The 12,143-nt window shown below is 51.0% G+C and carries 8 protein-coding genes and 1 pseudogene; 1 reads left to right on the top strand and 8 read right to left on the bottom strand.

Annotated elements, in window-relative coordinates; genetic code table 11:
* Positions 1–47: 47 nt before the first annotated feature.
* Both TX82_RS17265 and TX82_RS15480 read right to left on the bottom strand, forming a co-directional pair.
* Positions 48–1,249, bottom strand: a pseudogene (locus TX82_RS17265) (response regulator).
* The gene (locus tag TX82_RS15480; protein WP_005005906.1) at positions 1,242–3,965 is read right to left on the bottom strand and encodes an MASE1 domain-containing protein; all 2,724 of its coding nucleotides are present in this window, start codon (positions 3,963–3,965) and stop codon (positions 1,242–1,244) included. Before TX82_RS15480 ends, TX82_RS17265 begins: the two are co-directional and overlap by 8 nt.
* A gap of 106 nt (positions 3,966–4,071) precedes the next feature.
* On the opposite strand from TX82_RS15480, the gene TX82_RS14535 reads away from it, so the two are divergent.
* Positions 4,072–4,281, top strand: a complete 210-nt coding sequence (locus TX82_RS14535; protein WP_042251415.1) for a hypothetical protein — start codon at positions 4,072–4,074, stop codon at positions 4,279–4,281.
* A 133-nt stretch (positions 4,282–4,414) separates the two neighbouring features.
* On the opposite strand, the gene TX82_RS15485 is transcribed toward TX82_RS14535, so the two are convergent.
* The 6 genes from TX82_RS15485 to TX82_RS14565 all read right to left on the bottom strand — a co-directional run bounded on the left by TX82_RS15485 (position 4,415) and on the right by TX82_RS14565 (position 12,140).
* Entirely contained in the window at positions 4,415–5,617 is a 1,203-nt protein-coding gene (locus TX82_RS15485) for a response regulator (RefSeq protein WP_052338294.1), read from the bottom strand.
* A 190-nt stretch (positions 5,618–5,807) separates the two neighbouring features.
* Positions 5,808–8,525, bottom strand: a complete 2,718-nt coding sequence (locus TX82_RS14545; protein ID WP_005005920.1) for an MASE1 domain-containing protein — start codon at positions 8,523–8,525, stop codon at positions 5,808–5,810.
* 502 nt (positions 8,526–9,027) lie between these two features.
* A complete protein-coding gene (locus TX82_RS14550; RefSeq protein ID WP_005005923.1) occupies positions 9,028–9,465 on the bottom strand; it encodes a tetratricopeptide repeat protein in 438 nt (145 codons plus the stop codon).
* 276 nt (positions 9,466–9,741) lie between these two features.
* The gene (locus TX82_RS15860; protein ID WP_005005925.1) at positions 9,742–9,999 is read right to left on the bottom strand and encodes a tetratricopeptide repeat protein; all 258 of its coding nucleotides are present in this window, start codon (positions 9,997–9,999) and stop codon (positions 9,742–9,744) included.
* A 628-nt stretch (positions 10,000–10,627) separates the two neighbouring features.
* On the bottom strand, positions 10,628–10,801 hold the full coding sequence (locus tag TX82_RS16435) for a hypothetical protein (protein WP_187291985.1): 174 nt from the start codon (positions 10,799–10,801) through the stop codon (positions 10,628–10,630).
* A gap of 361 nt (positions 10,802–11,162) precedes the next feature.
* Entirely contained in the window at positions 11,163–12,140 is a 978-nt protein-coding gene (locus tag TX82_RS14565; protein ID WP_244875061.1) for an ethylbenzene dehydrogenase-related protein, read from the bottom strand.
* Positions 12,141–12,143: the final 3 nt, after the last annotated feature.

Here is a 12,143-nt window from a genome sequence, read left to right on the forward strand (position 1 = left end):
TTCCCGGGACACACCATGAAAACGTAGGGGGAGGTGATCGGGGGAAATCACTCCTCAACCAGCACCTGAATGGGTTCCTTGATGCCGGTTATGAGGTGATGATTTTTCAATAAAAGCAGTTTTGCCTGCGTGATGATCTGCCCCGGTGAGAGCAACAGCGTGCCGTCCACCGAGTCCACACGCTTGGCGATGACGTGACCCACCTTGAGCCCTTCGAGCGTGACGGACTTCACCCGCTTTTTTTCATCTTCCTGAGCCTGATTCTGGAAATGGTCGTACAAGGTGCGGAGGAGATCCATATCGTAATGAGACTTGCTCTCCTTCATCTTCTCCAGGGCCTGCATGCGGTTCAGCCCTGAAGCCTCCAATTCCACAAGGTCGAACACCAGGACGAGGATCCGCGAGCCCAATGGAATGGACTTGCCTTCCAGGGTGCCGGGTGGATATCCGGAGCCGTCGTACCCCTTCCTGTGATACAAGACGATTTTGGACACATCCTTGAGGTGCGGAATGTTTTCCAGAAGCTTCATGCTGGTCTTGGGGATGTTGCGAAACAATTCCTCTTCCCGGACCGAGAGGGGCGCTTTTTACTTTTTTTGTAAAGGATGTGCGGCGGTATCGTGATGTTGCCGATGGGTGCCAGCATGGCCGCCAGCTCCAACTGCCACGTTTCATCATATTCCAGGACGTCCGCTATTTCCCTCACCACCTCCCGCACCCGGGTGCCCCGGCTGAACAAGTTGCTGTCGAAGTTGGTCAGAAGTTCCATCAAGATGGAAACACTGCCGTTGAGAGTCTCTTCCAGCACTTCACGGGTTTTGTCGTATTGTGTTTTTAGTGAGCGGCGAAGATAAAGAAGTTCCAGGTGGTTCCGCACGCGGGCGCATACTTCCTCCTGTTGAATGGGCTTGCGGATGTAATCGACGCCCCCCGCCTGAAAGCCTTCCACCACGTCCTGGGTTTCACGACGGGCGGTGATGAAGATGACGGGAATGTTGAGGCCGATTTCCGTTGCCTTCAGTCGCCGGCAGGTTTCGAAGCCATCGATACCCGGCATCATGACATCGAGCAGGATCAGGTCCGGCAACAATTCCGGCACGATCTCGAGGGTTTCATTGCCACTGGAGGCAAAGGCGAGGCGATAGCCCTCCGGCTCCAAAGCACCCCTTAAAACCGCAAGGTTGGAAGGGGTGTCGTCGACAAGCAAAATGCGTTTATTGGTTTGATCGAAATTCTGGTATTCAGCCATGCCCTACGGTATCTAAAACTTTAAGGATGCCATCTTTGTCAAATTTTTCGGCCAAAGCTTTTAGGTGAGACGCAAGTTGAGGCCCCTGTGGTTGGATCTTCTCGATTTCAGTCAACTGCCTCTCCATCTCTGCAATCATACCTAATTTTGCCATCTTTTTCAGGCTAAGTAATAAAATTTCAGGAACCTTCACCTTGGAAAAATTCAATTCAGAATTGACAGGTTTCGGTTTTTCTATATCGCTCCACGCCAGACTTTTTTCTCCATACTCAAATTCCACGCGGAGTACATCCTGCAAAGCCTTGAGGAGTTCCTCCCGTAAAAATGGTTTACCGATAAACCCGTCCACACCCTCTTTCAAAAAACGGTCGCGTTCGTGCCGGTAATTGGATGCGGTGACGATAACGATGCGGATGCCCTGGTTTTCATGCTGGATGGCCTTCGCCGCTTCCAGGCCGTTGAGTTGGGGCATTTTGAAATCCATAAAAATGATATCCGGCTTCCATCCGCCGGCGATTTCGATGCCTTCTTTTCCCGAATAGGCCTTGCGGATCTCCACTCCGATATCCATGAGCATTTCGCACAAGACGTCAACATTGGCTTCGTTGTCGTCCACCACCAGCGCTTTCACCCGGTGCCCGGGGCTGAGCCGCAATACGGTGGAAAGACTCTGGATGGCTGATTCTTGTTTTTGTCCCACAGCAGGAAGGGGCAGAGTGAAGCGGAACAGCGATCCTTTGCCCACCTCGGACTCCACTTCCAACTCACCATTCATCATTTTTGCAAGCCGCTGGGAGATAGTCAATCCCAACCCCGTTCCCCCGCGTTCCATCCCTTCCCAATTCTGTTCGTAATAATTGAATATCGTTTTCTGTTGATTTTCCGGGATGCCGATCCCGGTGTCCCGGACCTCAAATTGATACACATTCCCGCCCTTTCGCTGGACTTGGAAGGAGACCGCTCCCTCATCGGTGAATTTAAGCGCATTGTCGAGCAGGTTGATGAGGATCTGCCGCAGTTTGCCCTGGTCTCCATGCACCCATTCGTCCTTGCTGTCCAGGTCATTGCGCAAGTCAAACTCGAGTCCTTTTTCATCACACCGGACGCGGAAGATATCGCCCAGATCACTCACCATGGAGGAAAGGCTCAGGTCCTGCTTGTTCAACTTCAGTTTACCGGCTTCGATTTTTGAAAAATCCAGAATATCATTTATGAGATCCAGCAAGTGATGCCCGGCTTTCTGGATACCCTCCATCTTATTCCGCTGTTCCCGGTTGAGGTCCTGGTCATTGGTCATAATCTGGGTGTAACCGAGGATGGCGTTCATGGGTGTGCGGATCTCATGACTCATGCTGGAGAGAAAAACACTTTTGGCCCGGTTGGCCTGTTCGGCTTTTTCGCGGGCCGCAACGATTTCGCGCTGGATCTCCTTTTTTTCCGAGATGTCGAGGGCCACCACGAGGATCCAGTCCTCCCCGTCCACCCGGGCCAACTGCAACCGAACTTCAACCGGATAGGTGCTGCCGTCCTTTCGCCGGTGCAGGGTCTCGATCACAGACTGCTGGTTGTTTCCGCTTTTCATGCTGTTGAACAATTCTTCCAGCCGGCTCTCATTGAACTCCGGCTTGATGTCGAGCGGGGTGCAAGCCTGCAACTCTTCAAGAGAATACCCGAGGTTCTGGCGCGCACCCTGATTGACATAGACGAAGCGATAAGTTTCGGGATCGATCAGATAGATTTCATGGAATGCCTGACTGAGCAGGTTTCCCAGCTGGATAGACTGACGGGTGGCCTCAAGAACACGGTTGAGCAGGGAATGGAGCAGGTAGGCTGTCATTGTGAGCCCGAACAGGTATCCCTGGAGCAGGAGGACGCTTTTGTCATGATCGCTTTCCAGCTGGTACTCGGTCAGTCCGATGCCCCAGATGGTCAACAGGCTCACTCCAACCATGACCACAACCCCACCCACCTGCCGAAAACGGAAAATCGCCCACACAAGCAAAGGGAATGACAAAAGAATGAGTGGGTATTCCTGAAAGGTGATCGGCGTGTGAAAAATAATCCGGGCACCGGCGTAGAGCAACCCCGCCAGCAGGACCGCCTCGACTTTTTTCTGCGTCGTCAGGGCCTGCAGCCGGGAAGTCTGAAATGCGGTGAAAAAAGGTGCGACCATGAGGACTCCCAGACTGTCGCCCAGCCATCCGGTGATCCAGGAAATGCCGTACTGGTCCAGGGTGATGATGTCGGCCCAGACCAATGCCGTCACGGTGAAATTGGTATGAATGAGGCTGTTCAACAACCCGCCCACGAAGACGAACACAATCAGGTCCCGCAGGTGATGGAGGGGATGAAGGTTTATCAGCCACCGCCGTTGGATGTAACCGCCGGTCCAGGTCTGCAGGGTCGCACCGAAGGCAATGAGCGCAGCGACCCCGAAAAGAGTGGGAAGGGACAGGTGGGAGGCGGGGTGGGGATGCAGGCCCAGCCAGTAAATCAAGGTGAGAAAAAACGCACCTGCAAACACCCCCGGTAAAACCCTGGGGCCGAACAGGAGATGAAACCCCAACGCGACTCCCAACGGAAGAAAAACGGGAAACGAATGGCCATGAAAGTGGGTGAGGGAGGCGAGCAGGCAACCGCTTAAGATGTAAAACGCGGTCACCAACACGTTGGCATAGAAAACTGTAAATGCACTCAGTCTGGCGGGAGATCTCATGACCCGGCACCTTTAATTTTGGAATAGAGGGAGGCCCTCTCCCCCCATTTACCTTCCAAGTGCCCGCGCAATTTGAAATCGGGATTCACCCAGGAAAAGGAAACCCATGCGTCGTGGCAAATATACAAAGAACGGTTCCTTTGAATCATATTTGACTTTTGAAGCCGTCAATCCTTCAGGCCTTGCAGGCACACCGATCCAGGAGGACATTTTTCCTTCCTTTCAGGTTAAAGCAATCCACCAGAATATGGTATATCAAATATCAAGCCTTCAGGTTTCGGAAAGAGTATTTTGGAAGCCCTTCCATTTTCCCTGAAAATCCCCACCCTACCGGGTTAGTGCCTGCTTTTTGAAAGGATTTGATACAGCCATCCGCCTCGCAACCCAGAACATACTTCTGAACTGAATATCCCTTTTCCCCGATTTCCATTCTTCTTATTCAAAACGCCTCAGTCCTCCAAAACCAGAATGGGCTCCTTGATACCGACAAACTCCTTATGGTTTTTCAACAGCATCATGTGCAGTTCCGTGATGGTCTGGCCGGGGTTAAGCAGGATCATTCCTTCCTTGTTTTCGATTTTGTCAGCAAGCACCAGCCCGGTTTTGAGTTCCTGAAAAGTGATGGATTTCTCGACCTTCGGAGTTTGCTCCAAAATTTGTTCCTGCTGGTCGATGAAGACCCGGAATTTGGCCATCAGAAAAGGATCATACAGTTTGGATTTTGCCTCCAGCCGTTCCACGGCGCGGGACCCTTCCAGGCCATTGAGTTCTTCGAATACAAAATCCGACAACAATTTGAGCATCCGCGATTCGAGGGGCAGTCCCTCTCTTTGAGGACCCTCCTCCGGGAATCCACTTCCGTCATACCCCTTTTGATGAAAGTGAACGATTTTCGAAATTTTTTTCAGATGAGGAATCCTTTCCAGCAATCGGGCTCCCGTCTCGGGAACCCGTATCAGCATGTTCTTTTCCACCGGGGACAGGTGTCCGTTTTCCCGGTATCGGGCAATCGTGTCCGGTGGCAGGGTGACCAGCCCGAGCGGCAGAAACATGGCGGCGATTTCCAGCGTGGTGGTGTCATTGAACCCAAGCGCCGGACCGCATTCCCTTACCAGTTGGCGCAACCGTGCGGCATGGTTGAACAGGTTGGGATCAAAGCCTGCCAGAACTTGATGGAAAATGTTCAAACTGCCTGTCAGGGTTTGCTCCAGAAGTTCCTGAGTGTGCTGGACTTGCTTTTCCAACGTTCGTCTCAGGGTAACCAGCTCCATATGGCTTCGAACCCGGGCGCGCACTTCCTCGTGCTGGAATGGCTTGGTAATGTAATCGATCCCGCCCGCATCAAACCCCTCCATCAGATCCGTGGTTTCACTGCGAGCCGTCACAAAAACAACCGGGATGCTCTTCCCTGTTTCGGTTTTCTTGAGACGACGGCAGGTCTCAAACCCGTCGATCCCCGGCATCATGACGTCCAGCAGAATCAAGTCCGGTTTCAGTTCCGGGACGATTTCCATGGCGTCCTCACCTGTGGCGGCGAATGCGAGCTCGTATCCTTCTTCCTGCAAGGTTCCGCGCAATATCTCCAGATTCGCCGGTTGGTCATCCACAAGCAGAACCACCCATGAATTGTCCCCGGCCTTGTAATCGGTCATCTGCCCCTCTTTCAAACCACAAGCTCCACCTCTGTGATGCAACATCCGCAGGGAAACATCGTTAAACAATATTCTCCTGCAATTCGCAAGGCTCCTCTCCTAATAATACACCGTCCGTTTTGGGTACCACACCATTGATGAATTACAAACGAATTAAAGCTTTTCGACTTGATTTGCAATTCCAAAAAATCTAGGAGGGATGCTGAAGAGTACAGGTTTCCAATAGTTTCAGTATGCCGTTTTTATCAAAATTTTCAGCCCGCTCCCGTAACAATCCCGCCAGGTCGGCTCCTTCCGGTCCCAATGTTTCAACATCTTGTAAAACTTCTTCAAACTGACTCATGATTCCCAGGCGGGCCAACTTTTTCAATTGTGACAAGAGCGGTGCGGGCAGGGCGAGTTGAGCGGGATGCTTGATTGTATTTGGGGCAGACTCGGGCTGACCTTCCGTATTCGTCCGATATACAAACTCGATGCCCAACAAATCGTGCAAGGTTTTAAAAACCTCTCCGCGCAGGAAGGGTTTTGCAATGAATCCCTGCACTCCCTCTCTCAAAAACCGTTCCTTCTCATGCCGGTAGCTGGAGGCGGTCACCATGACAATTTTGGTGGCTTCCTGGTCCAGGTTGTTTTGGACCATTTTGGCGGTATCCAGACCGTTGAGCCCCGGCATCCGGTAGTCCATGAAAATAATATCGGGCTTCCAGGCCAGGGCGCTGTCGATGGCATCCCAGCCGCTAACCACCGCCTGGCATTCAATGCCAATATCGGTGAGCATTTCCTGCATGACCTCGATATTGGACTGGTTGTCGTCCACGATGAGGGCGCGAACAGACTGGTCCGCGGCCAGCGCCACCACCCGGTCGTAATCGCGGAGGTCTTCCAAGGGACGCTCCTGAGTGGAAGGGAGCTTTATCGAAAAGTAAAACCGGGAACCCCAACCAGGGTAGGATTCCAGTTTCAGTTCGCCACCCATCAATTCCACCTGCCGCCTGGAAATAGACAGGCCCAAACCGGTTCCGCCCTTTTCCTGACCGTTCTGGTTCTGGATGAAATAATCGAACACCGCTTCCTGCTTTTCGAGGGGAATGCCGCATCCGGTATCGACGACTTCGAACAAATATTGATCTTTCTTTTCCTCGGTAACGCGAAAAAACACTTTGCCCTGGTCAGTAAACTTAACTGCATTCTCAAGCAGGTTGATGAGAATCTGCCGGAGTTTTCCCTGATCGCCTTCCACCCATCGCCTCTGGCCGCTGAAATTGTAGTCCACTTTCAAGGTCAGGTGGTTCCTTTCACAGCGGTTGTGGAATATCACCTGCAAATCTCCTATCAGGCCCGACAGGCTGAATTGCGCTACGTTCAACTCCATTTTCCCGGCTTCGATTTTAGAGAAATCCAGGATATCGTTGATCAAGCCGAGAAGATGGTTGCCTGCTTTCTGGATTCCATCCACCCGCTTTTTCTGGTCGGTCGACAAGGTGTCGTCACGCTCCAGAATCTGCACGTAACCCAGAATAGCATTCATCGGTGTGCGGATTTCGTGGCTCATGTTGGATATGAACATACTTTTGGCCTGGTTTGCTTCTTCCGCTCGAATACGGGCGTTGACGATGGCGTCCTGCGCCAGGCGCTTGTCGGTCATGTCCGTGGCGATAGCGGTCAGGTATTTCTTGTTGCCGAAAGTCGCAATGTTCACATAGGCTTCGATGGGATAAGTCGATCCGTTCCGGCATTTGTGAATCGCTTCCACCCGCTCCATCCTGTCCGGGTCCTCCAGCAAACGGTCAATCAATTGGTTCAACTCCTGGCGGGTTATTCCCTGGGTGAAATCCAAAGGCTTCATTTGCAGGATCTCTTCCATGGTATAGCCCAGCCTCTTGCAAGCACCCTGATTGACAAATACGTATTTCATGGATTCCAGCTCGATCACGTAGATTTCATTGATCGCCCGGTTCAACAGAACCCCGAATTTTTCGGATTCGTTTTGATGCTGGTAGCTGGTGGCTATGGTCGCGCCCAAGACAAGGGACATGGCGGCCAGCACAAACAAGTACAGTTGAAGCAGAATGACGGCGGTTTCGGCGGGCTTCGGACCCATGGGACCGCGGCCCTCCGCAGTACCCCAGATGGCGATCAGGGCGGTGTAAAGGATGGCCAGGATGGCTCCATGTTGGTGAAAACGAAGCGCGGCCCACACCAAAACCGGAAACAACAGGTAAACCAGGGGATAATCGTTCTGCTCCAACCAGGGCCCGTACACCACCTGGCTCACGGAGTACAGCACCAGGGCCAGAAGCACTGCCTCCCGAACCGCTTTTGGAGCCAACGGGATGTGGTTTTTTTTCTGAAAAACCAGAAAAAACGGGGTGATGTGAACCACCGCCAGCAGGTTCGACAGCCAACTGGTGAGCCAGTACGTCCCCATCCCGGAACCGGGAAATTGCCCGGAAAGATTAAAAAGAATAAGCGACCAAAAGGGAAAGATTTGCGTGGAAAGGCCGGCCACACCAAACACAAATATCAGTACCTCACTGATGCCATTGAGGGGGGTGTCCTTCTCCAGCCACTTCTGAACCAGGGTGGAACCGACCCACACCTGAAGGAAGCTCCCCAGGGCCAACAAGGCGGAGAATCCGATCATTTCCACCTGATTGAAATCCACAAACAGGGTCTGGCCGGACCAGAAAAATAAAGCGATGGTGCCCAGGAAAATGCCGGGCGTCACTCGGTAGGAATACAGAAGGTAGGCGCCCAGGGCGATACCGTGAGGGACATGAATGATCAGGCTGGTGCCCAGCGGGTGCGCCAACCTGGTCATCATTATCCCGCTTAAAAATATCAGGAGTGTGACAATCAGGTTGTGTTTCAGGGCCGGCATACTTGCTTGGGGGTTTTCTTTCGCCATGAGTTTGCCTTCATCACGACCATCAAAAGCCACCGTCAAATTTTAAATGGTGGGGTATTCATTTGCATTGGCGGCAGGCACCCTCCCTGGTTCCTTCGAATTAAACAATTCTCACATATTCAAAGAGAAACGGGAAGTCTTTTTTGACATACCGATAGATAAGCCAGCATGTCTGCCCTTGTACCTGAAAACAATTTGGAGGGGTTCGAAGGCCTGTTGAAGATGAGGGTTAATTTGCGGAGCAGGGCGGGAATGCTCCCGGACCCAAACCACAGCAGGTGGAGGAATTCGGATTTGGCATCCTGCCAAGATGACCATCGGTTTCCATAAAGGGAAGACACGATCGACAGTTGAAAAGGTACCTTCCCAAAAGAGCCTGCGGGCGGCTCTGTGATACACAGGGAATAACTCCTTAAAAGGACCGTTTCAGAAAACCAGTCTTCAGACAAATTCTCCAGGAACTGGTGGCCCCAACCCCGGTCCTTGGAGTGGCAACCCGAAATCAGGCAACGGCCTGGCCCATTCGAGAAAAAAGGGATTTGATTTTTCTTTCAATTTCGTGGGCCATATCCCGCATACCGGACTGGCGCGCAATCTGGTGGGCCCGTTCGAAAAACTGGATGGCCTTGTCATATTCTCCCTGGCCTGCCAGTGCCAGCCCCAGATTGTTGCAGGTCTGCGCGAGAAGCGGGTGATCGGGGCTGCAAACCCGGTGAAACCCCTGTAATGCCTGATACATGTTCTGCGCGGCCATAGCGTAATCCTTCTTCTTAAAGAATATACTCCCGATGTTACTGTAAATAAAAGAGGCTTCAGGATGGTATTCTCCGCAGGTTTTGATCCGTTCATTCAGGGCCTGGTTGTAATAATCCACTGCTTGGTCAAAAAGTCCATTTGCCTGAGCTTCTTTACCCAATCGTACCCATTCGTTCGAATTCATGATTTCCTCCGCTGTTTTTACTTGAGTCCCTTGCCTGTTTTCGGGATCCGCTCCCAAGTCCCCCGGAACCCCCGGTCAAGTTTTCTCGGTTCCTATTATTTATATTTACAGACTAGGTAAATTTAACTGCAATTTCAACCCTTAAATGTAAAAAAAACGTACATTTTTAATAATGTTTCGTAACCGTTTGATTTTTTAGGGAATTTAATTTTGAGGAATTGTCAACTTGAACGAAAAGGTCGGCCATCATCTCTTCAAGGTTCGGAACAGAATCATTCATTCCATTTTTTTATAAATGGTGAGAGCCTTTTCAAAATATTGGATGGCTTTTTCGGGATCCCCATTCTGGCGACAAACCTTACCCAGGTTATGGCAGGCTTCGGCCAGCATGGGGTGGTTCGGGGCACATATTTTAATCAAGGTTTTTAAAGAATCTTCCAGGTACTTAACGGCCTTAGCGGAATTGCCTTTTTGAACCCAAAGGTTACCCAGACTGTTTTTAATAAAGGCCACATCAGGGTGAAATTCACCCACGGACTCCTAATTCGCTGCTAATGACTTTTGAAACCATTCCAAGGCCTCATCCAAGCGTCCTTCGATTTGCGCCTTTTTACCTTTTAAAAACAAATTAGTGGCAATCATAAGCTTTCCTCTCCGCTGGTATTTCCTGTAAAACCGGGCGTTCTCCCTGCCCCCCTTCTTGCAGAGAAGAAATTCCAATTCATCTTGGAAAATTCACTATTATCTTATTATTGGAGATTAATTAAAATCAGGTTAAGGGCTTCCAATAATTTTGGAAAGCGGAATTTTTTAATATCAACAATTTTTTTGTAATCCCTAACTTAATATCAATAATTTCAATATTTTATGCTTATCTCAGCCGATCTATTTTTAAGCCCTATTGGCGTATTTTAAAATCACTCCGGTTCTTAATTTTATTAGAATTGAAATTTACGGTTTTTCGCATTCTTTCCATTGGTCCTTTCCGGTTTGTGTTGAAAATATAAATGACCATTGCAATCTCAACTACTTCAATTGAATGAAATTTGTTCCGGAACCATATCCCCGGAGCCGGGGCACCCGTTGGATCAATCAGGCAATTTTTTGGAAATAAAAAGTAAAAACAAGGAGGGAGCTGGGGATGGATGAGGAATTGCTTTTACTAGGGAGTTCCCCTTTTTTCAATACCTTGAATTACAACCCGACCCACCATGCGCCCCGCCACATTGGGCGCCTGGGTGCGTAAATATTCTTTTATTTTCAGAACCGCATCGCGGTCGTCCAATGCTTTCACAAACATGCTGAAATCATCTTCTGTTTGGGTGTCATCAACCACAATCACCCCACGGATTTTGAAAAAGTGTTCTTTCATCTCAAAAAGAAAAAGGGTTGGTTTTTGGGGAACTGTAAATGTGGTACCAGATTATGACTTCTTTGCCAAGGAATGATTGATTCGAGAGAGGGGGAAGAGTCCGACCAAGAGGGAAGGAAGGGTAAGATGTTTCGCTTTCCATGCACGGATCGGAAAGGTTCGCCCGGGTCAAAAGCGATTCCTTTCACCACGAAAACAAATAACCCCCTTCACTCTTTAGCCGACTGTAAACCCTAAGGGAGGATGGGTTGTAAAAACTCCCGGAAGCCCGGGGGAACGGGACTTCCGGGAGCGCTTCCAGTCTTGAAAAAGGAATGCCCTTCGGTCAGTACTTCAGGGTATTCCAGGCCGTAATGGCTTTCTGGCCATTGCGTTCCTTGTTGGCACCGTTCCAGATAGCGATAGACATCGGCGTGCTGTTGCCGTTGAACTGAACGTCATTGGCGTCTTCAGTCTTCAAAGGTCGTTTGAAAACCACGGCCCAACGATCGTTGTTCCAGTTGCCTTCACCGTCCACGTCCTGGTTGGCCTGCGTGGTCAGCGTGCTGAAACCCTCTGCGTTGAGGTCTTCAACCGGAGACCGCCGCATGGATGCGTCGGACATGATGTTGTGGGTAGCCCGGCCCGGGTTGTAAACACCTTCATTTTTACCCATGCCCAGATCCACATAGGTGGAGCGTTTAACGATATCCCCAGCACCACCGGTATGGACACCTTGGTTGCTGCGCTCATCCTTGCTACCGGAAATACCTGGCTTCAAGGCACCTTTCAGCGCCAGGTTTCCATCCGGCTCGTACATGTAATAGCCGCCGGCACCCAAAGCCATGTCAGAGTAGTAATCCTCCAGGTCCTGCATGCCTTCGTTTCCGGCCCGGCCAGCGCCTTCTTTGTTCCAGGTCGCTTTCCATTGCCAGATGTTGACACGCTCGCCTTCGGAACCCATGGTGAAAGGAGGCTCACTACCTGCCTTTACCGGGAACATCAGCGCGGCCTGGTCCTTGTAATGCTGGGACCGGACCATGATGTCGTCGCGGACACCATCATTCCATTCCAGGCGAATTGCGATTTCCTTGTCATTGCGTGCCGCCTTGACATTCACCCACTTCGTAGCCGGGTTCGGCCACATCGGGTTGGTGATCATTTGCGGATCCAAATCGATCACCACTCCCTTTTCTTTCGTGGGGCCATAAGCAGACCAGAAAGGATCGGTCGGGTCGATCGGAATGTTACCCTTGCCTACATTCAGGGCTTCGATGGTTGCCGCAGAAGACACCATCGCACCACCCAGAACGAATGCGGCAATCGA

The sequence above is a fragment of the Nitrospina gracilis 3/211 genome, from assembly GCF_000341545.2.
Lineage (GTDB): Bacteria > Nitrospinota > Nitrospinia > Nitrospinales > Nitrospinaceae > Nitrospina > Nitrospina gracilis.

Bases quoted from the DNA above. Each gene is read 5' to 3' on its own strand.
- TX82_RS15480 (WP_005005906.1), bottom strand. From the start codon at position 3,965: ATGAGATCTCCCGCCAGACTGAGTGCATTTACAGTTTTCTATGCCAAC.
- TX82_RS14535 (WP_042251415.1), top strand. From the start codon at position 4,072: ATGCGTCGTGGCAAATATACAAAGAACGGTTCCTTTGAATCATATTTG.
- TX82_RS15485 (WP_052338294.1), bottom strand. From the start codon at position 5,617: ATGACCGATTACAAGGCCGGGGACAATTCATGGGTGGTTCTGCTTGTG.
- TX82_RS14545 (WP_005005920.1), bottom strand. From the start codon at position 8,525: ATGGCGAAAGAAAACCCCCAAGCAAGTATGCCGGCCCTGAAACACAAC.
- TX82_RS14550 (WP_005005923.1), bottom strand. From the start codon at position 9,465: ATGAATTCGAACGAATGGGTACGATTGGGTAAAGAAGCTCAGGCAAAT.